Annotated in this window: 27 protein-coding genes and 2 tRNA genes; 20 read left to right on the top strand and 9 right to left on the bottom strand. The window is 35.2% G+C overall.

What is annotated here, in order from left to right; all coding sequences use genetic code 11:
• Window positions 1–10 precede the first annotated feature (10 nt).
• The 3 genes from lolA1 (at window position 11) to ribB (ending at window position 3,820) form a co-directional block, all read left to right on the top strand.
• Window positions 11–652, top strand: coding sequence for an outer membrane lipoprotein periplasmic chaperone LolA1 (gene lolA1, locus NCE97_RS08755; RefSeq protein ID WP_353778668.1), 642 nt, complete (start codon window positions 11–13; stop codon window positions 650–652).
• A 64-nt stretch (window positions 653–716) separates the two neighbouring features.
• Window positions 717–2,642, top strand: coding sequence for an LptF/LptG family permease (locus NCE97_RS08750; RefSeq protein WP_503065991.1), 1,926 nt, complete (start codon window positions 717–719; stop codon window positions 2,640–2,642).
• Between the two features lie 32 nt (window positions 2,643–2,674).
• Complete coding sequence (ribB, locus tag NCE97_RS08745; RefSeq protein ID WP_353778666.1) at window positions 2,675–3,820, top strand: 3,4-dihydroxy-2-butanone-4-phosphate synthase; 1,146 nt, start codon at window positions 2,675–2,677, stop codon at window positions 3,818–3,820.
• Here ribB and NCE97_RS08740 read toward each other — a convergent pair.
• The 4 genes from NCE97_RS08740 to NCE97_RS08725 form a co-directional block, all read right to left on the bottom strand.
• On the bottom strand, window positions 3,817–5,346 hold the full coding sequence (locus tag NCE97_RS08740) for a glycoside hydrolase family 16 protein (protein WP_353778664.1): 1,530 nt from the start codon (window positions 5,344–5,346) through the stop codon (window positions 3,817–3,819). The two genes, ribB and NCE97_RS08740, sit on opposite strands and share 4 nt — an antisense overlap.
• Window positions 5,347–5,453: 107 nt before the next feature.
• Window positions 5,454–6,650 carry a DegT/DnrJ/EryC1/StrS family aminotransferase gene (locus NCE97_RS08735; protein ID WP_353778663.1) on the bottom strand — a complete coding sequence of 399 codons (1,197 nt, stop codon included), beginning with the start codon at window positions 6,648–6,650 and terminating at the stop codon, window positions 5,454–5,456.
• Between the two features lie 4 nt (window positions 6,651–6,654).
• Window positions 6,655–7,062, bottom strand: a complete 408-nt coding sequence (locus NCE97_RS08730) for a hypothetical protein (RefSeq protein ID WP_353778661.1) — start codon at window positions 7,060–7,062, stop codon at window positions 6,655–6,657.
• Window positions 7,063–7,092: 30 nt separating this feature from the next.
• On the bottom strand, window positions 7,093–7,728 hold the full coding sequence (locus NCE97_RS08725) for an NAD(P)H-dependent oxidoreductase (RefSeq protein WP_353778660.1): 636 nt from the start codon (window positions 7,726–7,728) through the stop codon (window positions 7,093–7,095).
• A gap of 122 nt (window positions 7,729–7,850) precedes the next feature.
• Between NCE97_RS08725 and NCE97_RS08720 the strand changes: the two genes are divergently transcribed.
• A complete protein-coding gene (locus NCE97_RS08720) occupies window positions 7,851–8,354 on the top strand; it encodes a hypothetical protein (protein ID WP_353778659.1) in 504 nt (167 codons plus the stop codon).
• Window positions 8,355–8,414: 60 nt separating this feature from the next.
• Here NCE97_RS08720 and NCE97_RS08715 read toward each other — a convergent pair.
• Window positions 8,415–8,499 (bottom strand) — tRNA-Ser (locus NCE97_RS08715).
• 194 nt (window positions 8,500–8,693) lie between these two features.
• Here NCE97_RS08715 and NCE97_RS08710 point away from each other — a divergent pair.
• The 15 genes from NCE97_RS08710 (at window position 8,694) to NCE97_RS08640 (ending at window position 21,276) form a co-directional block, all read left to right on the top strand.
• Entirely contained in the window at window positions 8,694–9,473 is a 780-nt protein-coding gene (locus tag NCE97_RS08710; RefSeq protein WP_353778658.1) for a DUF3108 domain-containing protein, read from the top strand.
• Between the two features lie 3 nt (window positions 9,474–9,476).
• The gene (locus tag NCE97_RS08705) at window positions 9,477–9,803 is read left to right on the top strand and encodes an FUSC family protein (RefSeq protein ID WP_353778656.1); all 327 of its coding nucleotides are present in this window, start codon (window positions 9,477–9,479) and stop codon (window positions 9,801–9,803) included.
• Between the two features lie 92 nt (window positions 9,804–9,895).
• Window positions 9,896–10,927 carry a M28 family peptidase gene (locus NCE97_RS08700; protein WP_353778654.1) on the top strand — a complete coding sequence of 344 codons (1,032 nt, stop codon included), beginning with the start codon at window positions 9,896–9,898 and terminating at the stop codon, window positions 10,925–10,927.
• An 86-nt stretch (window positions 10,928–11,013) separates the two neighbouring features.
• Complete coding sequence (locus tag NCE97_RS08695) at window positions 11,014–12,612, top strand: M28 family peptidase (RefSeq protein WP_353778653.1); 1,599 nt, start codon at window positions 11,014–11,016, stop codon at window positions 12,610–12,612.
• Between the two features lie 165 nt (window positions 12,613–12,777).
• Window positions 12,778–13,281, top strand: coding sequence for a YybH family protein (locus tag NCE97_RS08690; protein WP_353778652.1), 504 nt, complete (start codon window positions 12,778–12,780; stop codon window positions 13,279–13,281).
• A 25-nt stretch (window positions 13,282–13,306) separates the two neighbouring features.
• On the top strand, window positions 13,307–13,849 hold the full coding sequence (locus NCE97_RS08685) for a DinB family protein (protein WP_353778650.1): 543 nt from the start codon (window positions 13,307–13,309) through the stop codon (window positions 13,847–13,849).
• Entirely contained in the window at window positions 13,846–14,340 is a 495-nt protein-coding gene (locus NCE97_RS08680; RefSeq protein WP_353778649.1) for an SRPBCC family protein, read from the top strand. Before NCE97_RS08685 ends, NCE97_RS08680 begins: the two co-directional genes overlap by 4 nt.
• Window positions 14,341–14,361: 21 nt before the next feature.
• A complete protein-coding gene (locus tag NCE97_RS08675) occupies window positions 14,362–15,195 on the top strand; it encodes a DUF6597 domain-containing transcriptional factor (protein WP_353778648.1) in 834 nt (277 codons plus the stop codon).
• A gap of 65 nt (window positions 15,196–15,260) precedes the next feature.
• Entirely contained in the window at window positions 15,261–15,671 is a 411-nt protein-coding gene (locus NCE97_RS08670; RefSeq protein ID WP_353778647.1) for a DUF1761 domain-containing protein, read from the top strand.
• 12 nt (window positions 15,672–15,683) lie between these two features.
• Complete coding sequence (locus tag NCE97_RS08665) at window positions 15,684–16,214, top strand: DUF5655 domain-containing protein (RefSeq protein WP_353778646.1); 531 nt, start codon at window positions 15,684–15,686, stop codon at window positions 16,212–16,214.
• 150 nt (window positions 16,215–16,364) lie between these two features.
• A complete protein-coding gene (locus tag NCE97_RS08660) occupies window positions 16,365–17,300 on the top strand; it encodes a DUF6985 domain-containing protein (protein WP_353778645.1) in 936 nt (311 codons plus the stop codon).
• 112 nt (window positions 17,301–17,412) lie between these two features.
• On the top strand, window positions 17,413–17,817 hold the full coding sequence (locus tag NCE97_RS08655) for a hypothetical protein (RefSeq protein WP_353778644.1): 405 nt from the start codon (window positions 17,413–17,415) through the stop codon (window positions 17,815–17,817).
• Between the two features lie 465 nt (window positions 17,818–18,282).
• The gene (locus NCE97_RS08650) at window positions 18,283–18,768 is read left to right on the top strand and encodes a hypothetical protein (protein WP_353778643.1); all 486 of its coding nucleotides are present in this window, start codon (window positions 18,283–18,285) and stop codon (window positions 18,766–18,768) included.
• Between the two features lie 100 nt (window positions 18,769–18,868).
• Window positions 18,869–19,573 (top strand): hypothetical protein, encoded by a 705-nt coding sequence (locus tag NCE97_RS08645; protein ID WP_353778642.1) that lies wholly within the window; start codon window positions 18,869–18,871, stop codon window positions 19,571–19,573.
• Window positions 19,574–19,818: 245 nt separating this feature from the next.
• On the top strand, window positions 19,819–21,276 hold the full coding sequence (locus NCE97_RS08640; protein ID WP_353778639.1) for an amidohydrolase family protein: 1,458 nt from the start codon (window positions 19,819–19,821) through the stop codon (window positions 21,274–21,276).
• A gap of 114 nt (window positions 21,277–21,390) precedes the next feature.
• Here NCE97_RS08640 and NCE97_RS08635 read toward each other — a convergent pair.
• From NCE97_RS08635 to NCE97_RS08625, 3 genes are all read right to left on the bottom strand, one after another.
• Window positions 21,391–21,466, bottom strand: a tRNA-His gene (locus NCE97_RS08635).
• Between the two features lie 64 nt (window positions 21,467–21,530).
• Window positions 21,531–22,253: a bacillithiol biosynthesis deacetylase BshB1 gene (bshB1, locus tag NCE97_RS08630; RefSeq protein WP_353778638.1), complete on the bottom strand. Its 723-nt coding sequence runs from the start codon at window positions 22,251–22,253 to the stop codon at window positions 21,531–21,533.
• Window positions 22,250–23,425, bottom strand: coding sequence for a trans-sulfuration enzyme family protein (locus tag NCE97_RS08625; protein ID WP_353778637.1), 1,176 nt, complete (start codon window positions 23,423–23,425; stop codon window positions 22,250–22,252). Before NCE97_RS08625 ends, bshB1 begins: the two co-directional genes overlap by 4 nt.
• A 45-nt stretch (window positions 23,426–23,470) precedes the next feature.
• Here NCE97_RS08625 and NCE97_RS08620 point away from each other — a divergent pair, with 45 nt between their 5' ends.
• The gene (locus NCE97_RS08620; protein WP_353778636.1) at window positions 23,471–23,650 is read left to right on the top strand and encodes a hypothetical protein; all 180 of its coding nucleotides are present in this window, start codon (window positions 23,471–23,473) and stop codon (window positions 23,648–23,650) included.
• Here NCE97_RS08620 and NCE97_RS08615 read toward each other — a convergent pair whose 3' ends face one another.
• The gene (locus NCE97_RS08615) at window positions 23,651–25,057 is read right to left on the bottom strand and encodes an MATE family efflux transporter (RefSeq protein ID WP_353778634.1); all 1,407 of its coding nucleotides are present in this window, start codon (window positions 25,055–25,057) and stop codon (window positions 23,651–23,653) included.
• Window positions 25,058–25,182 lie beyond the last annotated feature (125 nt).

Raw genomic sequence — 25,182 nt, 5'->3', positions numbered from 1 at the left:
ATTAAAGATCATGAAAAAGACAATCGCAGTTTTAGCTTTACTTACTGTGTTTTTTGGCTACTCTCAAGATGCAGCCAAAGCAGAAGCCTTATTGAATGAAGTTAGTAGCAAAGTGAAATCTTATGACAATATTTCAATAGATTTTAAATACGTTTTAACTAATGTAAGCGAAAACATTAACCAAGAAACAAGAGGTGATGTAGTCATTGAAGGTGAAAAGTATTACCTCAATATTCTAGGTGTTACCAGAATTTATGATGGTAAAACCATGTACACTATTAGTCCGGAAGATGAAGAAGTAACCATTTCTTCCGAAAATTCTGAAGAAGAAAACACCATCACACCAAGTGAAATGTTATCGTTCTACGAAAATGGTTATAACTACGCCATGGATATCGTTCAAAACGTAAAAGGCAGAAAAGTTCAGTATGTAAAACTTATTCCTATCGATACAGATTCAGAAATAAAGCAAGTTTTGTTAGGTATTGATGCAAATACAAAACATATCTACAACCTAATTGAGATTGGCAAAAACGGAACAAAAACAACGTTGACTGTTAATTCTTTTAAAACAAATCAGCCCATTTCAAAAACCTTATTTACTTTTGACGAAGGCAAATATGCCGATTACTACATCAATAAGATAGACTAGGTTATACATTGTGAAAATACTCGATAGGTATATAATCACCACCTACTTAAAAACATTTTTGAGCGTGTTCTTCATTTTCATGGTCATTTTTGTTTTGCAAGCGGTTTGGTTATACATCTCAGAGCTGGCAGGTAAAGATCTAGATTTTGGAGTGATTCTTAAGTTCCTAACTTATGTAACTCCAACACTTATTCCACTCATATTACCATTAACCATTTTAGTATCCTCTATCATGGTCTTTGGTAGTTTTGCTGAAAACTACGAGTTTGCCGCGATGAAGTCTACAGGGATATCATTGCAAAGAGCTATGAGAGGTCTCAGTGTCTTTATTCTAATTCTGGCTATTGGTGTATTCTTTTTTGCCAATAATGTCATTACAGTAGCCAATTTCAATTTCTATAACCTAAGGAAGAATATTGCCAAGGAAAAGCCAGCAATGGCAATCGCTGCAGGACAGTTTAATGAAATTGGCACCATCAATATTAAGGTCAGAGAAAAAAGTGGAGATAGAGGGCAATACCTTAAGGACGTTATCATTCACAAGAAAAAAGCAGCAAGTCAAAAAAACCTTACTGTTATTGTTGCAGAAACAGGCGAATTAATAAGCAGCGTAAATTCTAACATTCTACAATTAGAACTGAAGAATGGAAATTATTACGATGAGATTTTTAGCAAGGACCCCAAAAAGAATCAAAAAAAGCCACATGCTAAAAGCAGTTTCGAAACCTACACGATTAATGTAGATCTCGAAGGCTTGAATGAAGTCGATTACGAAGAGAAAAAAATTGACAGTCGCTACAACATGCTTACTGTTTCTGGGCTCAACTATACCATAGATAGTTTAGCAGGTAGAAAAGATGAAAAACTAAATACATTTTCTACCACATTATACAACAGAAGTTCCATTGGGACTTTAAATAAAAATATTACTCCAGATAAGGATACTATATATGATGGCAATATCATGGACTTGTTCAACACCAAGCAAAAAGCTAACATTATTAGCCTTGCGTTGAACTCTGCCAATAGTACAAACCAAATATTAGATTCTAATAAAAAATCTGATTCTTTAGAGAAGAAGTGGCTCAATCAGCATAAAATTGCATTGCACGAAAAGTTTGTTTTACCACTAGCCTGCATTATCCTATTCTTTGTTGGCGCGCCACTAGGCGCATTAATACGAAAAGGAGGTATTGGATTGCCTATGGTAGTCGCTGTATTATTGTTCTTAACCTATCATTTCATTGGAATCTTTGCAAAGAATAGTGCAAAAAATGATTCTTTTGATCCTGCTTTGGCGACTTGGTTATCGACATTAATCATGTTACCGCTTAGTGTTTATCTCACTAATAGAGCTACAAAAGACAGAGGTCTGTTTGAGTTAGATATCATCTTAGATCCGATCCGTAGACTGTTTAGTAAAAGAGCTAAAAAACGATTCATAAATGAAGATGGTATTGATTACAGCTATTTTCAAACTCTAAATGAAGACAAGTTAATTGCTGTTGTACAGGATCCTTTTCAGTTTGAATACGATAAAAGTGCACAAGATATAGCACTTCACGAGTTGAGAACCAGAAAAGTAAGCTTTGATACTTTAGAAGAAAAAGGAATAAACCTGAATACTAAGTTTAGTACTTCAAAAAAGCTCTTTATTGATTATTCTGATTATTCAAAAACTGCTTTAGTATCCTTTGCTATTGGCGCTATACTAATTGTTTTACATTTCGTTTTCAAGAATAACAAAATGCCACAACTTGCTGATGCTTCAAGAGATCTTGGAATCATAAGCTTTGTCATATTCGCTATTTACTTTGTAGTGTCTCATTATTATTATTCCGAATTCTATAAAAGCATCGATAGAAAAGACAAGAGGATGAATCCTTTACTATTATTTCTTAGCCTTCCCTTCTATCCTATCGAATTATTATTCAACAAGTTTAAAGCCAAGCAAGACTTTAATAAAAGTTTTATAGAAAATATAGAATAAGCCATATCTTTGCACTTCTGCAATACTAAGTTATGACTGCAATTTTGGAAGATACCATTACTTTAAATACCATAGAAGAAGCCATTGAAGACATTCGTCAAGGCAAAGTCATTATCGTTGTTGATGATGAAAATAGAGAGAATGAAGGTGATTTTTTAGCTGCTGCCGAAAAGGTTACTCCAGAGACGATCAATTTTATGGCGACTCATGGACGAGGTCTTATTTGTGCGCCTTTAACTGAGAAGCGCTGCAAGGACCTTGAGCTCAACATGATGGTCAACAACAATACTGACCCTATGGAAACGGCTTTTACGGTATCTGTAGACTTAAGAGGTAATGGTGTGACGACAGGAATTTCAGCAAGTGATCGTGCAAAAACTGTTCATGCATTAATAGACCATGATACTAAGCCATTTGAATTGGCTCGTCCTGGACATATATTTCCTTTGGTTGCAAAAGAAGGTGGTGTCTTAAGACGTACTGGGCATACTGAAGCCGCTATTGATTTTGCGCGTTTGGCTGGGCTAAAACCTGCTGGTGTTATTGTAGAAATCATGAACGAAGATGGTTCAATGGCACGTCTTCCTCAACTTATGGATGTTGCCAAGAAGTTTGACCTCAAAATCGTTTCTATTGAAGATTTAGTGGCTTACAGAATGGAGCATGATTCTTTAATTGAAAAGAAAGAAGATTTCGATATTGAAACCCGTTTTGGAAAATTCAGGTTAAGAGCATATCAGCAGACTACGAATAATCAGATTCATATTGCGCTAACTAAAGGTTCATGGAATACAGATGATCCTGTGTTGACACGTGTAAACTCTACGCTTGTTAATAATGATATCTTGGGTACCTTGACTAATAATGCTGACAAGAAACTCGATAACATGTTCAAGGTTATCAATGATGCTGGATCTGGCGCTATTATTTTTATCAACCAACAGCCTAAGTCTACAAATCTGTTGAATCGTTTAGGTATTTTGAAAGCGTCTCAAGTTTCAAACAAGATTGTGAAAGCACCGAGAATGCCTATGGATGTTAAGGATTTTGGTATCGGTGCACAAATACTGCACGATATAAATGTTTCTAAACTACGATTAATGACCAATAGTGAACAAAAACCAAGAGTTGGTATGATTGGTTATGGTCTAGAAATAGTTGAGACGATCAGTTATTAATTGATAATAATCTTATTACTTACTGTTGCATTACCTGCATGAATTTTCAGTATATACAATCCTGATTCAATATTAGTGATATTAAGGCGGTTTGTGTTACTATTTGTTTTCAGCATACGTTGACCTAGCATGTTGTATATTTCAACGGAATCAATATCCAAGTCGCTAGAAATATTGATATAATCTGAAGCAGGGTTTGGTGTAATTCTAAAATCATTAATTGTGATTTCTTCAGTACTCAATTGATTTTGATAAACTCTTACATAGTCAATGACCATAGGGCTTTGCGTAAAGCTTGGATCTATATTTCCAGCGATGCCTCCCATAGCAATATTAAGGATGAGGTATTGTTCTAAATCAAATGGCCAAGTGCTAGCATCTTTAACTGGTGGGTTATAGGTATAAAAACCAACACCATCTACTAAAAATGTAATTTGATTTGGCGACCAATTCACAGAATACACATGGAAATTATTAGCAACATCGCTAATTAATTGAGATGCCGTATTTACTGTATTTCCAGAGCTTGATGGTGTATGTATCGCACTCGAAGTATCATTCACAGCTCCTAATCCATGCTCCATAATATCTATTTCGCCACATGCTGGCCATGTCGTTGTCCCAAATCCTTGTGTTTGCCAATAAGCCCCTACTTCGTTTACATTTTTACCCAAAGTCCATATCGCTGGCCACGTACCATCACCGGCTGGTAATTTGGCTCTTACGTCTACCCTTCCGTAGGTGAACGCAAACTTAGAATTTAATCGAGCTGAGGTATAATTTAGTGTCACACCATCTTGTGTAAAGGTTTCACTCTTGGCTACAATATTCAAATACCCATTTTCCACATAAGAATTATCCAATCTATCAGTATAGTGCTGCTGCTCTCCATTGAACCATTGTCCTCCATTGGGTCCAAAAGTTTGATGATGCCATTTGGATGCATTTACAGCAATTGGTCCTGTACTATCAAATTCATCAGACCATACTAAATCAGTATAGATTACATCCAATTCATTAGGATTAACTGCTACCGATCCATCATTAATATTATCTATACGAAAAGCACCAGGAACTGTGCTGCCATCATCTATTCTAATTACTAACCGACTATATTGACCTGTCCCACCAACGGTAGAAAAATCGAAGCTTAATTCTGTCCAAGTATTTTGTGATGTAACCGGAACACCAATTTCTACATCTGTATTAGTACCATTTTCCAATCGTACAACTACATTATGCGGATTAGGGTCAAAGGCATAAAATTCTAACGTGATAACGTCTTCAACATCTAAATCAATAGGCACAACTAAATCTAAATACTGTCCTTGAGGATCGGATGAGCTTGAACGGAAGAACTCTCCAGTAGGATTACTTGCATCTGTAGGCGAAGGAACTATAGCAAATGTACTACCTCCCCAAACACTAAAATTATGCAAAGCATTATCAGAAAAATCAATTGGAGTCTGTTGGCAATAGGATATACTTACCATAAAACAAAATACCAGCTTTAAAAAGACCTTCATAACTTAATTTTCATCTAAGCTAGAGGTATTCTCTAGTCACCGCAAATTTTCAGCCTATACATAAACTATACAAGCATAATCTTTGTTGAAAAATAGTAGTGTAAAACTTAATTTATAGCAGATGTTATTGCCTCGACCATCCTTTGAGCACGATCTTTCACCTCTTCTTCTGTCCAGGATAATTTTATCAACGCAGAGATATTTCTCCCAATAAAATGGTCGGATTGGCTAAAGTCCTTTTCCGATAAATAGGCTAAACCTTCTTTTACCTCATTAGACACTGGATAAAGTGATGTAGCACTCTTTAAATGATCCCATTTACGAACGTAATGCCAATTGTTATCATAGTAATGAAAACAGCCATCCACGCCTGCTTCTTTAAGTGCTTTTGAAGCACGTCTAGAGGTTTCTAAATCTGGTAAGAAGAAATTCAAAAATGCATAACTCTCCTCGCCGCCTTCAGGAACTGTTCTAAAAGTGACTTCAGGGATTTGAGATAAAGCATTTCTAAGGACTGTATAATTCTTCTTCTGAATCTCCAAAAACTCTGAAAGTCTCTGTATTTGCGCTAATCCAACGGCAGCGTTGAGCTCAGATATTCTGAAGTTATAGCCTAAAAACGGATGTGTTTCAGCGCCACGATCATTTCCAACATGGTCGTGTCCATGATCACTATAATGATCTGAGTTGGTATAGAAGTCTTTGTTATTGGTAATTACTGCGCCGCCTTCTCCGCAGGTAATGGTCTTTACAAAATCGAAGGAGAAACAACCTAGATCACCTATGCTACCTAGTGCTCTATTGTTGTAAGTGCCTCCAATAGCTTGGCAAGCATCTTCAATTAGTGTGAGTTTATGGGTGTCACAGATACTTTTTAAAGCATTTAGGTTTGCCATACTACCACACATATGAACTACCATAACCGCTTTGGTCTTTGGTGTAATCGCATTTTTTACTGCTTCAGGATCTAAGGTTAAGGTATCGTCTATATCTACTAAAATTGGCGTCGCTCCGACCATCATTATGGCTTCAAAACTAGCAACAAAGGTAAATGTAGGCATAATCACTTCGTCTCCTGCTCCAATTCCAGCGGAAGCTAAAGCTACAGAAACAGCAGCTGTACCGCTAGATACTAATTGTGCATGTTCAACACCAAAAGTCTTTTCAATCTCTGACTCTAATTCTTTGGCCTTCCAATACCCATTACGCATACCATCAAAACCATAGCGCATAAGAACGCCATTGTCTAGAACATCATTTACATGTTTGCGCTCCAGATCACCAAACAGTTCAAATCCTGGCATTTAATTAATGAGCTTTAAGGGATTCTGAAAATTTAGTTATTTCAGCTTCAGAAAGATTCAATAAAGATTCTCCCGTACGTGAAGCATGCTTATCAAGAACATACACTGAAGGATATGTGTTGGTCTTGTTGTAATGCGTTACCAAACGCTGATTAAGCATGTTTTGCTCTTGTGTTAAGCCATTATTCTCAGCTCTATCAACATGATGCATTACAAATGTTGCGCTAAGTCCACTTAATTTATCTGCTATGTATTTGTAATCCTTAGCAGATTCCGTGAATACTAAGAGTATCGATTTATTGCTTTTAGTCGCTTCAATAGAAGTCTCTTTTATAGACTTAAAGGCATTACTGTCTTGGGAAAAGCCAAAATAGCTTACAGTAATAAACAGAATAACAAGTAACTTTTTCATAGTAATCAATGTTTGAAACAAATATAACGATTAAACCGAGAAATCTATCACAGTATCCGCAATTGACTTTCTCACCTTCTTAAAGGATGCGAACATATCGTCTTCTGCCCTGTAGCCTACTGGAAGCAATAATACTGACTTTAAACCTAGCTTCTTAAGGTTAAGCACTTTGTCAAACTCGGTTGGTAAAAAGCCTTCCATTGGGCAACTGTCTATACGCTCTATAGCGCAGACCGTCATTAGATTACCAAGTGCTATATAGGCTTGTTTTATAGACCATTCTTGCTGCTCTTCTAAGGACATATTGGCGACCATGTCTTTTAGGTTTTCTCTAAATGGCTTAAGGATATGCTCTGGAGTAGAACGCACAGATTTTACATTATCGAAATGCGAATCAACATCTTCTGTTTCTATATCATCCTGAATACAAATTACTAATAAATGTGATGCATCAACTACCTGATGTTGTCCATAAGAATGCTCAACCAATTGCTCTCGGATGGCTTTATCTTCAACAACCAAAAGCTTTATGGTCTGTAAGCCATACGACGTGGCTGTAAGGTTAAATGCTTCTTTTATTAGTTCTAATTTATTCTTAGAGAGTGTTTTATTGTTATCAAACTTTTTGGTGGCATAGCGCCACTGTAAGCTTTCTATGAGATTCATACGTTTATTTTTTGCAAAAATACGCTAATAAAGACAACCGTTATTCAATTAGGAATTAATGTTAACAATATAATTATGTATAAATATTATTTAGTTTTACGGCTTGACAAAAAATTACAAGTATGAAACATATCAAACTCATTATTTTAACTGTAACAATCCCATTTTTATTAAATTCTTGCGGAGCAATTGTAAAAGGTAGTGCATCTAAAAAAATGACTGTCGAAAATGGGGCTATTCCTGCCGATTTTGGAAAAGATGATACTGTTCTCATCTGTGTTCTTAAAGGGAGAAATAGTCGAGATAATTACATGAGAAAGCATATAAAAAAGAATTACAAAGGAAAGTATGAATTTGTATTACAATCTGATGTTTATTCCCATAAGTATGATGATAGAGATAAATACAGATACTTATTTGACTACAATGCAGGTAGCATGAGAAGTACTAGTTATAGTAACTTAACAGGCGAAATTGAGACAAGACACCTCCCGACTTCTAGCTATTACATAATGGATAGGAAATCTAATGAATACTATTTTAGCAACATTAGTTCTGGCTTTTTTTCTAAGCTCATTCAAGCGTATTCTATTAATATGGAAAAAGTTAGATTATCTAATCAGTAGTGTATAACAGGTACAAATAGCATAAATAAAAAAGAGCTTCTAAAATAGAAGCTCTTTTCGCGGAGGAAGAGGGATTCGAACCCCCGGAGGTGTGACCCTCAACAGTTTTCAAGACTGCCGCATTCGACCACTCTGCCATTCCTCCTAAGCGGATGCAAATATAAAATGCTTTTTTAATGTCGCCAAAGGAAATATCACTTTTTTTAAGGCCTTCAAAAAAACTTAATTGTATTACAAAAAATTAGCTTTAAAATCTTTTACATTGTATTTTCGGCACAATATATGCTTGTTAATGCGTTATATGCCATAAGGCGTACCCAATCATTTAAACAAACACTAATGAAACCTATCCTTATAGTCTTACTAGCACTTACAACATCGTTGTATGCCCAGCAAAATAAAACGATAGCCGCAGGAGAAAACTTAGTTTTTACAGCTTCATACAACATGTCTGGTCTATTAACAGATATAGCGGAAGTCACGATGCAAACCAGTGAGGTAAAAACCGCTAAGTCCACGCTATTACGGCTAAAATGCAAAGCGACTACCTATAAGAGTTTTGATGGGTTTTTCAAGATTAGAGATTTGTACGAAAGCTACGTAAGCCCTACCACGTTAACCCCTTACCTATACAAAAGAGATATTAATGAAGGCGGCTACTATAAGTTTATGCAATACAAATTCAACCATAAAACCAAAACCGTTCAAAGTCTAAAAAAGAAAAGGAGAAAGGATGGCAAATTTTGGGAAGAGAAAAAGAATCTCAGTATTGGAGCTTCAACAAAAGACTTGGTCTCAACGTTATATCATATAAGAAATTTGGATATCCACAAAGCCAATCCTGGTGACAGCCAATCGTTTAAGGTTATTTTTGACAATAAGGAACACAATGTGGTGATAAAGTATATTAATAAGGAAACCATCAATACCAATCTTGGTAGAAAGGAATGCTACAAACTAGCCTTATCTATAAGTAATAATGACGTTCTTAAAGGTAGCAACGCCAATTTATTATGGCTTACAGCAGACGAAAATAAAGTCCCAGTATATGCAAAATTCAAGATTCCTGTAGGAAGTGGAGAATTAAAAATTAAATCAGCAACAGGACTAAAATACTAAGAGATGAGAAAGTTTTTAATCGTTCTAGGGTTTATTGTTTCAATATTAGCAGTGGTACTATCTGTAACGCCTTTATACAAGGTTTCTGCAGGACCAGCAGTATTGGCACTACTTATTGGTTTTGTTTTGATCTATCTTTCTAAAAAGCAAAATGCCTCTAAGAAAGTTATTCAGTATATATTTCTATTGACTATTATTTCACTTACAGTAACAACATACAAAGCCATATTCGAAAAGACTGAACTTGGAGACACTCAAGAAATTGAAGAATTAGAGAAAAAATCTGAAGAAGAAGCCATTGAAGAGCTCAATGATCTCGAAATTGACTAGCAATATGATTTTCAGGACAATAAAGTAAGGTAATTCTTCCGAGTTACCTTTTTTTTTACGTTCTTTGAACGCTAGAAATTGTCTATTAATCCATGAAATTTTATTTCCTTTCTGCCTTATTTTTAGTTGGTTCGTGTACAGAACTAAGATATAGTGAAAAAGTAAAGAACTTAAAACAAAGTATTGTTTTTGAGCAGCAAGATACTATAGAAAAATATGCGAATACTATTACTGTAGACGAGCTAGAATTCCATATACAAAAATTTGCTTCTGAAGAATTTACAGGTAGAAAAACAGGTGAAGAAGGCCATAACAAAGCATGTAATTACCTACGCAACTTCTACCAACAGCACAATATTGGGTCGCCAATTTCAGACAACGAATACTACCAGACAGTACCCTCCGAGTATTTCCCTGAAGGCTATAACGATTCTCAAAATGTGATCGCCTATATAGAGGGTGAAGTTTATCCTGAAGAAGTTGTGATCATTTCTGGACATTCAGACCATGAGGGAATTGTTAATGGTGAAATTTACTTGGGTGCAGATGATAATGGCTCAGGAACATCAGCGATTTTAGAAATGGCACAAGCCTTTAAACTCGCAGAGCAAAATGGATTTAGACCCAAACGAAGTATAGCCTTCATGCATATGACCGCAGAAGAAATCGGTTTATATGGCTCTAGATATTACACAGAAAACCCAGTATTCCCCTTAGTAAATACAGTAGCGGCCTTAAACTTAGATATGATTGGAAGAACCGATAGAAGGCACGAAAACGATGATGAATACATATACATCATTGGAGCCGATCGTATTAGTACTGAGCTTCATTATGTCTCTGAAAAAGCAAATGAGTTATTCACAAATTTGGAGTTAGATTATACCTACAGCGCAGACGACGATCTCAACCGCTATTACTACAGGTCTGATCATTACAATTTTGCACTACAAGGCGTCCCTGTTATATTTTATTTCAACGGAGAACACGAAGATTACTCCAAACCTACTGACACACCAGATAAGATTAACTATGATTTACTGGCAAAACGTACTAAGCTAATCTTTACAACGGCATGGTATTTAGCAAATTCAGAATTGCGCCTTTCACCAGAAAAACTCTAATTTTTTTAAAATAGTGTTAAACCATAAGCCATTAACCTCATACAAAGGTTAAATTTGTGCTTATCCATAAAAAAGACTAATTAAAAATGAAATCAATTTTTGCACTTCTAGCTGCTGGTTTACTAATTACAGGTTGTGGTCCATCAGCACATAACAAAGTCTCTAAAGAAAAAAATAATGCTCCTGCGGATCCTGTGGTCTATGCCGAAACCATTACTGCAGATGAAATAAAAGACATGCTTTATGTCTATGCTTCTGATGAGTTTGAAGGTCGAGAGACTGGTGAGCCAGGTCAAAAGAAAGCCGTAGAATATCTAAAAGCACAGTATCAATCCATGGAAATTCCTAGTCCTTTGAAGGGTGACGATTATTTCCAAGAAGTGCCTTTGCAGAAACGACAAGTCGCAAAAACAACAATAACCATTAATGATAGAAACTTCGCTCCTTTCGATCACCAATTTTGCCTTTTGGGCGGCACTACACAAACTATAACAGCTAGCGATGTTGTCTATGCTGGATACGGTGTTGAGTCTGAAGGCTATTCAGATTATAAAGACCTCGATGTAAAAGATAAAGTCGTTCTAATCAAAGCTGGAGAAGCAAAGAACGAAGACGGAACTTACGTTACTACTGGTACAGCCGAGCCAACAAAATGGTCTGGTGGTAGACAATCTATGTTCTCTAAACGTAACTTGGCGAGAGATAAAGGTGCTAGAGCTATACTACTTATGGATGAAGCTATCTTTCCAAGGTATGCTACTTATTATTCAACAATATATAATTCTTCGACCTCCTATGCTTCACAAGGCGGGAGAATGTCATTAAAAGACAATGGAAAAAATGCACCTTTCTTTTTAGTAGATAGTGTATTTGCTAAAGTAATTTATGATAAAATCGTTAATGACCATACTCCAAAATCAATTACAGCAAACTTAACTATTGATATTGAAAATTCATCTAAAGATTTCACTTCAGAAAATGTAGTAGCATTCATTGAGGGCTCAGAAAAGCCTGATGAAATTGTCGTGATATCTGCACATTTAGATCACGTCGGTGTAGATGAAAATAAAGAAGTTTTCAATGGTGCAGATGACGATGGCTCTGGTACAGTTGCGGTTGTAGAAATTGCTGAAGCCTTTAAAGAAGCTCAAAAAAATGGTCACGGTCCAAAACGTTCAATCTTGTTTTTACATGTCACTGGTGAAGAAAAAGGCTTGTTAGGCTCAAAATATTACACAGATATGGATCCGATTTTCCCATTAGAAAACACGGTTGCCAATCTAAATATAGATATGATCGGTCGTGTTGATCCCAAACGCAAAACTGGAGATAGGAACTATGTTTACCTCATTGGTAGTGACAAGCTAAGTACAGAGTTACATAACATCTCAGAAGACGTAAACTTAAAATATTGCAATGTAGAGTTGGACTACAAGTACAATGACGAAAATGATCCAAATCGTTTCTATTACAGATCAGATCATTACAACTTTGCAAAGAATAATATCCCAGTAATCTTCTATTTCAATGGTACCCATGATGATTATCACAAAATAACCGATACTCCAGATAAAATCGAATATGATTTGCTTGAGAATAGAGCGCGATTAGTATTTCATACTGCTTGGGAATTAGCCAACCGTGATGAACGTATCGTAGTGGATAAAGCTGAAGCTAGCGAATAAAACAGCTTTTTTTCTATAAAAAACTATAAAGCCTTTCAGATTACTGGGAGGCTTTTTTTTGTTATTTAATCCTCTAAAAACCCTCTAATGAATACTTCTACATATTTACTATATTAGAGCATACGCTTAAATGGTATTCAAATACTTAAACTCATATTAATAAACATGAAAATAGATAGAATCTTCTCAAATATTTTTTTATCATTATTTATATTATGCTTGTGTGTTGGTTGTAATAAAGAACAATCAAAAGAGTCAATTGACAAAGAAGAGCAAGCCATAATACAAGTTCATAAAGACTATGTCGATGGATGGTTGCAAATGGATGAAGATAAAATACTAAATCTTCTAGAAGAAGACGCACGTATACAACCAAGTGGTTTAAGTCCTGTTGAAGGAAAATCTGAAATACAAAAGTTTTGGTTTCCAAAGGATAGTTCGGTAACCACAGTTCACGATTTTCAAACCGAAATCATTAGTTTGAAAGTATTAGATACCTTGGCTATTTCTACTCATAACTCAATACTCGACTGGACTTATCAAAAAGATACTATCCGTTTCGGAATGCTTCAAAAAGGCATTAATACTACAATCTACAAGAAACAATCAGATGATTCCTGGAAAATCTGGAGGTCTATGTGGACAGACTTTTATTTTGAAAATAAGTAACTACTCAATTTGCAGCTAAGATCTTATGAATCCAATAGAATTAATAAAAAAGTCTTTACGCTTAAATGAAGAACACCTAAAATTATTGGTCGAAGATGTTCCAGATAGTCAAATGTCAATCATTCCATCTAAAGGCATAGAAAATCATCCAGCATGGACTATTGGACATCTTTATGATGCTTCAGAAATGTCATGCGAAATATTAGGTGATAAGAATACAACTCCAGAAGCGTGGATTAAGGTTTTTAGAAGAACAGGTCCTGGAGATCCTAGAACTCCACAAGCAGACGAAACCCTATACCCTACCAAAGAAGCGCTATTAAAAAAGTATCTGGAAAGCCACAAAAGACAAATCGATTTGCTCAACGATCGTAGTGAAGAGTTTCTTCAGGAAAAGATGAACTGGTCTTTTGATACCGTTTTTCCTACCAAACTTGAAGTCATCCACTTTATGGCTGCCTGGCACGAAACCAATCACATTTCGCAGCTAACCGTTTGGAGACGAGCTATGGATTTACCAGGGTGTTTAAAACCTCTAAAACTAAAATTTAAAGCGGGTTTATTATGAGGCAAGAAGATTTTTCAAAAAGTGAATTCAGCCACAAAATATTGCTACATACAACAATTAAAGATGTTTATCAATGTGTAGCGACTGCTCAAGGATTGGAATCTTGGTTTCTTGGAAACGTAAAGTTTTCAAGCCAAAATGAGCAACTAAGCGCTACCGAAGTACCTTCAAGCGGAACAGCATATCTATGGAAATGGCAAAAGGATTTTCAAATTGAAGGTGAAATTATTGCTTCTGAGAATGACTCCTATTTCGAATTTACGTTTGGTAAAGATTTTACAGTTCTATTCAGTTTAGAAAGACATGAATCCGGCAGTACTATTTTGCATCTACATCAGAAAAACTTAAATCCAACAGCAGAAAATGAATTTTCATTTATAAATTGCTGCGTATGTTGGGTGTTCTTTCTCACCAACCTAAAATCTGTAATCGAACAGAACGTTGACTTAAGAGAAACAACTGTGCTAAACGAAACTTTTGTGAATCAATAGAACTCAAACTGAATACAGCTAATGATTTTTAAAACACATGACATAAAAGGAACTATAAGCAACTACATTGAATCCATTTTTCATTTTAAAGACTTTGTTCCAGATCATTCTATTGAACGTGTAGTGCCAACAGGGCATATCTTCATCATCTTTGAATTAGATGGTTTTGTTCGAAATACCTTTGATAATGAAACCCTGAAACCGAACAATACATTTACAAAAGTTTGGGTGTCTGGAATGCACAAAAATTACATTTCAATTTCTGCGCACCAAAAATCCGAAATGTTCGTCATTCAGTTTAAACCCTATGGAGCCTATCCGTTTTTCCATGTTCCTATTCAAGAACTAAATGACAAAGTAGTCCCAGCAGAACAGGTATTTGGAACCGAAATCTTGACACTAAGAGAAGATATCTTAGTTAAGGCAACCTCAGAAGAAAAATTTGAAGTAGCTGAGAATTGGCTTGCTAATAGATTTCAAGAAGATCGAATTCCTCCTACTGAATTATTGGGTGTCTTAGAAAAATTGCAAACCGAGTCTGTCGCAAACTATCATAAGATCATTCAAGACTATTCAAAAACGCAAAAGCATCTCATAGATCAATTCAAAAAATATGTAGGCTTAACGCCAAAATATTACCAGAGAATTCTACGATTTAATGAAATTCTACAACAAATTCATCAAACAGAAAAGATTGAATGGTCACAAGTTGCTTATCTATGCGAATATGCAGATCAATCACACTTTATAAAAGAGTTCAAACACTTCTCGGGAATAAACCCTCAAAAGTTCATACAACAGAACTTTCATAACGATGAAGAGAAGAATTTCTTCCCCTTAGACAGGCAAGGTTAATTTTTTACTATCCAGTAAAATTAGATTAAAGTAGACTTGTACTTTAATTTAAAACATTATGATTTATGGATTTAGCAACAGCAGTAGAAAACATTAACTGGCTTTCGGTTATAGTAGCTGCGGTGTCATCATTTTTAATTGGAGGCATCTGGTATGGACCACTATTTGGGAAAGGCTGGATGACCGAATTTGGTGTTACCGAAGAAGATTTAAAAAAGAGAAGTGTCCCAAAAACTTTTGGACTCTCCTTACTCCTCGCATGTATTGCAGCATTGATTTTAGAAATGTTCATTGGATCTGAGGCAGATGTAACATTTGGAACTCTAGCTGGTTTCTTTACAGGTTTTGGTTGGGTAGCCACAATGCTCGGAATACTATACCTATTTGAAATGAAATCACTAAAAGCATATATAATAAATGCAGGATACTGCATCGTAGCATTAACACTAATGGGCGCTATACTTGGTGCCTGGTAAAAACATAAAACAATGGAAAAAGGAATACTTGAAAAAACTGGAAAACCAATAGATCACTGGATAAACGTTGTAAAAGCGTCAAAGATTGAAAAGCACAAAGCTATTGTAGACTTTTTAAAATCTGAACATGGTTTCACTCACGGATACGCAAATTTTGTATCTCTAAAAGCCAGAAAATCGGATGCTGGTTCTATAGATGATGAAAGCCTATTAACCAACCAATACAAAGGAAAAGAACACTTAAAGCCGATTTACGAAAAGCTTCTAGAACAAATTAATGAGTTTGGAAATGATATCACAGTCACTCCAAAAAAAGATAGTGTGAGCTGTATTAGAAAACGACAATTTGCATTAATAAAACCTGCAACCAAAACACGCATCGATTTAGGTTTAAAGCTAAAAGGAAAAGCCCTTACTGAGCGTCTTGAGAATTCGGGTCCATTTGGTTCTATGTGTACGCATAGAGTGCGATTAAATACTGTAGAAGATGTAGACACTGAACTTATAGAATGGCTAAAAGAAGCGTATGAAAAATCAGAATAGCATTAAGCTTTACTATAAAAACAACTAAGCCTTTCAGTTACCTGAAAGGCTTTTATATTTTGAAACTTAAACATACAGTATTATAGTTATAAATTTATATATATTGCGAATGCATATACCTTGGGAGCAAACCTAGGAAAATAATAACTTATGAAATACTTCAAGAGAAAATGGACCGAAAAAAGGGGTGATCAATTTAATGATTGGGGCTTTTCTACATTTTTTTTTGAAACAGATGAGACAGGTTTCCCATTACGACAGATCGAAAAATATGATAATGGAGTTATTTTAAAATATAGTAAAAACAATACTGAAGACAAGTATGGAGGTTTAGGTGATCAAGAATTGGATTTAGAAGAATTTAATGAGTTTGAAATCTCAAAAACTGATTTTGAGAACGAATGGGAATCTAACTCAAGAAATTTTATAACAAGTGAAGTAATTGGAACTCTGTTCCAAAATGATCAATTCGATGATTGGTGGGAAAGTGAACCTATAGAAATCCCATTCTTTGACCATAAAAAACTGAAAATCACATTTATGGACTTGATTCTCGAAAACGACTCGAGATTTATAGATGAGGCTGATAAAGCTTTAAAGTTATTCTTGGAAAAGAAAACTAATGACAGGCTAAAGCTCAGTGAACTTGCATATCAGAATTGTATGGAATTCCTAAATGCTATTGGATATGATGAAGCTGACCAACCACTTTGGGATATCAAAGAGAAAAATAAAATATGGAATTTTATTTACGCCCAAGATATATATGTAACTAGAAGACACCGAAGAGATGAAGACATTTATGTTAATGTAACTTGTGAATGTGAATGGGAACAAGAACATGGACTCCAATTGGTCTTCAGACAAGGAAAAGAATTGACCAGAATTAGTGATCAAGATGGACACTTAACTGAGGCTGACGCATATGACAAACTAGATGAGGAAGATAAATTATTGAGCCAATTTGAGAATAAAGAAAAAAGCCAGCTGCAAATAATTCCTGAAAACAATGATAAGGCAAGTGGTAAATTAGAAAACAGTAGTAATAACAAAAGTAAATCTTGGTGGAAAAAACTGTGGTCTTAAATCACTGTTCTTATTTGAGACCATTCTACGTAATTAAAAAATGAAAAACAGAAAACATTTAGTATACATATCGGCTCTTGTCACAATTTTCTTTTTCCAATGTAAATCAAAAATGGAAAATAAGCAGAACGAGAGCGAAGAAACACAAAATAATAAGGTTTATATTAATCCAAATTATAGCGGAGAAACTATCAAACCTGAAACATATAATGCGACAGGGAAAGTATATAACATTTTTATTTTCAATGAAACTGCAAATTCAATTAGTGCAAATGAAAAAGTGATAATTAAGCCAAACGAAAGTTATGTATTTAAAATACCAGACACAATGGGTGTTGCGCTCGACAACGGAATTCAATTCTTCTTTGGAGAAACAGAAGGGTTAGAAGTAATTGATAATAAAATACAAGTTGCTGGATTAGGTGGAGAGTGGCTCGATAAATTAAATGTTCCAAAATCTACCGATTGGGCGTTTTCAATTTTAAAACCTGGAGAAGGAGATCCTATTCCAGAATAACATTAAGTTTTTATAACTACATAAAGAAACTAAGTGAAAATTCTTGACGAACAAAATATTAATGCACTAAGTAAAATCATATATCAGACGGACATTATGCTATCTGGCGACAGTCATTCTTTTAAAAAGTTGAGTAGAAAACTAATTCTTGACCTACAAAATGGTTACGACTTGGAGAAAATTAAAAGAGTAATATCGAGTGAATTAATTACAACTTATGGACTTACTATTAGTGAAAATAATGTCGAAGAAATAACCGAGTTAGTTTACTCCTGGTATGACAAATAAAAACTGATGCACAAACAATGGTTATAATTCATTGTGGTTTAATACTGTAAGCAAAAAATAATTACCTATTACTGAGGACCATTAGCTGTAATTATGACACCTTTGATTAAAAAAATATCTTTAATATTAACATTGACTTGTATTATTAATTGTACCTATAAGAAAAGTCAAAATGGATTGAACACAGACTCGAATATTGTAATTGATACCATTGTAGTTAAGGATTTTCTTAAAGACCCACGAAATAATTTGATAATAAACAATCTTCAATACGAAATTGAATGTAAAACCAGTGAAAATCAAAACCCCTATAATTTAAAAATCTCTGTGAGAGTATACTACGACTGTAAATACATGCACAAAGGAGAAAAAATAGCAGAGATGAAATCCTCGGTCTTCAAAACGGATTCAACTTGGACTTTTGGAACAAATGGCTTTGAAATATATCATTTTGAGACTAGCCTAGAGTCTTTTCCGTTTAAAAACGAATTAAAAATTGGTTCTACTATTCAAGATTTTCAAAAAGTATTTGGAATTCCACAAAAACAGACCAATAAGTATTCATATAATTTCGAATTTGAATTATTTTCAAGTAAGTTGATTTTAGAATATTACAAAAATATTGTAACAAAAATCACAGTAACTAATAACATGCATAACTAATCCAGATGAATCTCTAACACAGTTTATCAAGTCTTTTTGCTAAATTGGTTGTTACTACGGAATGATACTAAAACCATTGTTAACAATCTTACAAAACTCAATGAAACATATTTTTCTAACCATATTGCTTCTCACATTTTTAGCCTGTAATTCCAAAAAAGATAATACGGTTTCTAAAATCAAAAATCAAAATCCAGAGAAAGCAATTCAAAAGAAACTAAGCGGAAAAGAAGTAGTAACAGAATTAGAAAAGTTAGGGTATTTCAGTTTGACTAAAGAATCTGAATTGGATACGGTTAAGTTTGATATTGAGAAAGCATACACGGACTTGAATTTCTTTCAAGGCCCTACGCGTGGAGAAACATTGTATTTTATGGATAACCGCTTCCATTGGATAGACTGTGAAGAACTTTTTGAAACAGGTGGACTAACAGAATATTTAAACCTAGTAAAACCGACGTTTGAAAAACTTGACCTGAAATTAGAATTTGCATATGAAAATAGCCTGCAAGGTCAGAACAACTGGAAACATACGATCGAACTGAACGGGATTGAATATATAGCCTTCGATGGACCATTTTCAGATCTTGATTGGGGAATTGCCTATGTAAATTTCATAGAAATGTTGAACGCAGAACTGAAGAGACAAAATTCGGACGAACAGTTTTATCCAATTAGTTGTGGCAATGATGGGATGTTTGTACTGCTAACATTAAAACAACTAGACTTTATAAATCAGAATTATCCTACTGATAATAACCATCCAACGACAATGAGTAATTGGAAAAGCAAAAATGGTCTATAAAGCCTCATACAATAATAAGCTTAACTCCTAGTGTCACTTGCTCAATCTAAAACACTATATGCAAAAGAAGCCTTTCAGAATACTGAAAGGCTTCTATATTTCGAACCTAGAGTATGCGGGATTATACTTATAAATTTGCATATATTGTATATACAATTACATTGGGCGAAATATGAACGAAAATCGAAAACTGTACTAAAGTATTAATGAATTTAGTAGGACATTGTGATTTATGCGAAAACTAAATGACTAACTTTATTTCGGTGATTTCTATAATTGAAAACTATACACAAACCGTTGGACTTACTTCAAAATCAGTGAAAATTAAACTAACATTAATATTAGCATTGTTTCTTTTGGGGCTCTCATGTCAAGAAGATATTGTAGTTAACCATACAATTGTTTCAAACGGCAATATCATAGATGTAAAAACAGGAGAAATTCTAGAACATCGTGACATTTGGATTAATAAGGATAAAATTCTGAAAATCACCCACCACGATAAGGACTTAAGGACTACTGACACCCTAATTGATGCAAGTAATAAATACATCATCCCTGGTTTGTGGGACATGCACGCTCATCTATGGGGTAAGGATTGGGTACTGGATAGATACACTGCTTTAGGAATTACAGGATTAAGATGTATGCATGGTTCAGATAAGGGAATCGAAGACATCAAAAAAAATAGGAAGGATGGATTTTATAGAGGTTTTGAATTTCTTTATTCTAGCCCAATAACCGATGGGCCAGGTGAAACTTGGCCAGGAGCCAGAGTGGCCTCAAATCCCGAAGAAGGCCGCAAACTGGTAAGGGAATATTATGAGAAAGGATATGACTTTGTAAAGGTTTATAATTTCCTCAGTTATGAGACCTATCAGGCCATTGCAGATGAGTGCAAGAAGTTAGACTTTAAATTTGCAGGACACCTTCCATTGCAAGTCACAGCGGAAGAAGGAATCTTAGCTGGCCAAAAGAGCATAGAACATTCGATAGGATTAGAGCATGGTATTGCTGATTATAAATCTTTTATAAACACCCATAAAGATTTAGATATTAATACGTATACAGAAGCTTTTCTTGAAGCCTTTGACAGCAACTTAAAAGATAATATTCTTACTATCACAAAATCAGAGAACACTTGGTTTTGTCCGACCTTATCACTTTTGAAATCTTATATTGTCAATGAAGAAATTGATTCTATTTTTAAGCATGATCCAAGGTTAAAATACATTCCAAAGGAAGAACAAGAGTACTGGTTTGGAGACATAACAGAAGATGGAGCACCATCCTATTTAGTAGCTAGTAAAGAATCAAGTGAAGTTGAGAAAGTTTTTTTTGAACTAACAATGTCTTATTTAAAGCCCATGTTGGATAATGGCTCTAAATTTTTAGCAGGGACAGATACTAGTAATCCAAATATATATCCAGGGTTTACATTACATGATGAACTAGCCCTTTTTGTTAAAGCTGGTTTTACCGAGTTGGAAGCTTTGCAAACGGCTACTTTGAATCCTGCTATATATGTTGAACGCGAGGATGAACTTGGAACTATTGAAGAAGGTAAAACTGCAAACATTTTAATCCTTGACAAGAACCCAATGAAAAACATTGAAAACACATTAACGATAAGTGGACTAGTTCAACGAGGACAATATTTAAGTAAGACAGAATTAAATAAATTGTTAAACACAAAAGACTAAGTCAATCAATTTGCATAAGCCATTAAAACGATTCATAGTTGGAGACGTTACCACTAAATCTAAAAACACTATATACAAAAGAAGCCTTTCAGATAACTGAAAGGCTTTTATTTTGGGTGGAAGATCGGTCTCGAACCGACGACCTCCTGAACCACAATCAGGCGCTCTAACCAACTGAGCTACAACCACCATTTAAATTAGGACTGCAAATGTAATTGTTTTGTCTTGTTTTTACAAAACCTTTTCGACTAAAATTATTTCAAATCGAACAAACTATCCACTGCAGGATATCGCTCTACAGTAAACCCTTCTGCATACTCTGTGCCAATTAATCTACCAAGATCTCTGGCTCTGTACTTAATACTATCTGTAAAATTCTTGCTAGAAATTGGTGTTTCAGGTTCTTTACTATCTGGATCAAAGAATTGGGTTTTATAAGCCAAAACAGCTGCCATCTTTTTATCTATAAAGCCAGTAACGTCTACTGCAATTTCTGGTTCCAAATTTTTCCATTGAATATAATGATACACAAACTTTGGTCGCCAAGGGTCTTGCCAACCATCTACATCATCATGCTTAGTATCTATCTTTACAAGTCCACTTAGGAAACATGCATCACTGACCAACTTACTACCTCTACCATGATCGATATGTCGATCTTCTATGGCATTACACAGTACAATCTCTGGTCTATACTTGCGTATTTCTTTGATGAGCTCTATTTGGTGTTGCTTATCATTCACAAAAAAGCCATCTGCAAATCCCATGTTTATTCTTACAGAAACACCAAGAATATTTGCAGCATCTGTCGCTTCCTCATCTCTAGTCTCTGCAGTACCTCTGGTTCCAAGTTCTCCTCTGGTGAGATCTATGATTCCAACCTTCTTTCCATTTGCAATTTCTTTAGCAATTGTAGCACCACAACCCAATTCTACATCATCTGGGTGTGCACCTATAGCTAGTATATCTAATTTCATATTGTGTTTACTAATTTACCTTCTGCAATTATAGATAATGCAGTTTCAATATCGTTTATTAAATCATTCTTATCCTCTATACCTACAGAGAATCTTATGAGGTTATCACCTATGCCCTGCTCCAAGCGCTCTTCTTTAGACAATAATGCATGCGATGCTTCAGCAGGCAATATCATGGTACTTTCAATACCAGCCAAGCTCATTGATGGTTTTATTAACTGTAAGGCCTTAAGAAATACTTTGGCATTAAGCTCTTCAATGATATCAAAAGACAACATAGCACCATAACCTCGCATTTGTTGTTTCGCCAAGTCATAATCAGGATGCGATTTCAAACCTGGATAATAGACTTTAGAAATAGCTTCATGCTTATTCAAAAACTTTGCAAGCTTTTTAGCATTACGCTGCTGTGCTTTTACACGAATCCCCAGAGTTTTCAAGCTACGTTCTAGCATCCAAACCGTAAAATCGCTTAAGCTGCCTCCAAAATCTTTAGCCAGTTCCCATATTTTGTTAATATGCTCTTGAGATGCTGCCACAGCGCCTGCGCAAAGGTCCGAATGACCTCCAAAGTACTTTGTTGCAGAATGCACAACGATATCAATTCCGAAGTCAACTGGATTTTGAACGACAGGCGTCGCAAAGGTATTATCAATAATACTGATAATACTTTCTCTTTTACATAGTGACGCAATTGCAGCCAGATCAACCAGCTTCAATAAAGGATTGGATGGCGTTTCAATATAAACCAGTTTTGTATTAGCTTGAATAGCATCCTGAAAATCTTCAACTGAAAGTCCGTTGGTGAATGTATACGAGATATTGTACTTATCGAATTGTTTAGCAATTAGATTTCTAGTACCTCCATAAATATCATTCTGAACTACGACATGATCTCCAGCCTTCAAAAACGCAAACAACGTAGAACTAATCGCTGCCATTCCTGAACCAAATAGCAATGCAGCTTCTGCATGTTCTAAGGCTGCAATCTTTTTAGCCAAGTACTCTTGATTTGGCGTGTTGAAATATCTCGGATAGCGCTTCACATCTACGTCCATAAATTCATAGGAAGACGATAAATAAATAGGAGATGTTGCACCTTTGAATTGCCTATCTTCAATAGCACCTACATGCGTACAAATTGTATTTATACCTAATTTATTCTTTTTCATGATAAATTTATCTGTCCTTAAAATTACGAAACTATATATATTTACATGCTATTATTTTCTTTCATGAACCTCATAAGAAATATTTACTTTCGAGCACTGATTAGTTTATTACTGGGCTGGCTATTCTGGTTTTCAGCATTAGGATGTTCAGTAATCTTCATTATTCTAACACTAATAGCTAGTATTAATGACGATAACTTAGACGCAAACGATTCGCAAGACTAACTAAACTTGAACAGTTTTCCACTTTCCTTTTCTAAACCACCAAATACCGATAACAGCTATAAGTACTTCTGCTAAGGTAATCGCCCAAAAGACGCCTTGTGGACCTAAATCCAGACTTACAGCGGCAACATAAGCAAAAGGCAATTGGAACAACCAAAAGCATATAAAATTTATCCATGTAGGCGTTTTGGTATCTCCTGCCCCATTAAAAGATTGAATAACGACCATTCCATAACCATAAGCAACGTAACCAGCTGCTATAATACGTAAGCATAATGCGCCGTATTCTACCACATCTGGTTCCTTGTTGAATAACATAATGATTTGTTTGGCAAACACTAAATAAACAATAGAGACAAGCGCCATAAAAACGGCATTGTACTTTCCTGTTTTCCATACTGAAGTTTCCGCTCTATCGGGTTGTTTCGCGCCAAGGTTTTGACCAACCAAGGTAGCAGCAGCGTTACTCATTCCCCAAGCTGGCATCAACGTAAAAATCATTACTCTTATGGCAATAGTATATCCAGCCAAAACTTCACTACCGAACTCACTCATTATACGCATTAAGAATACCCAAGACGACGTACCGATCAAAAACTGACCAATACCTCCAAGAGAGACTCTTACGAGGTTTAGCATCACTTGAGCACGAATAACCAAGTCTCTGACAGTTACTTTGATTTTACTCCAACCATAGAATAAAATGGCTAGTTGAAATACTACTGCTGTACCTCTACCGATTGTCGTAGCAATCGCTGCCCCTTCAACTCCAAATGCTGGCACAGGTCCCCAACCAAAAATGAAAATTGGGTCTAATATAATATTGAGTCCGTTTGATAAAATCAAAGTCCACATTGCTATTGAAGCGTTACCAGCACCTCTAAAGATAGCGTTGATTAAGAACAGTAGCATTATAGTAACGTTACCTCCCAATAGTACTTGAGTATAGCCGTATCCTTCTTCTATTAAATCTTGCTCTGCTCCCATTAAGCCTAAAATTTCCTTTGGAAATAGGATACCAATAACACTAATTATTGCAGCTACTGCAACGCCTAAGAAAATGACTTGTACCGAAGCTTGCGAAGCACCTTCTAAGTCTTCTTCGCCAACTCGCCTTGCCACTACTGCTGTGGCTGCCATACTCAATCCTATCGCTACAGCATAGATGAGTGTTACCACAGATTCTGTTAAACCAATTGTGGCTACTGCATTGACACTAACTTTGGAAACATAAAAAATGTCTACAACAGCGAAGATGGATTCCATGAGCATTTCCAAGATCATAGGAATGGAAAGCATAAAGATTGCTCTACGTATACTGCCAGAAGTAAAGTTTTGTTCCTTGCCAGTTACAGCAATTTTAAAATATTTTAATAGTTGTTTTATTGATGGTATTTGTGATGTCATGATTGAATTATAAATATATAGAGAATATCAAACATTGCCTGTTTGATGTCTAAGGGTCGATAAAATCGACAGAACCGGAAGTAAGCTTAATCAATCATAGATGCAAATCTGAGGGATTTTTTTCA

The organism is Winogradskyella sp. 3972H.M.0a.05, assembly GCF_040493455.1.
Taxonomy (GTDB): Bacteria; Bacteroidota; Bacteroidia; order Flavobacteriales; family Flavobacteriaceae; genus Microcosmobacter.
This window is presented reverse-complemented; position numbering and strand designations above follow the sequence as displayed.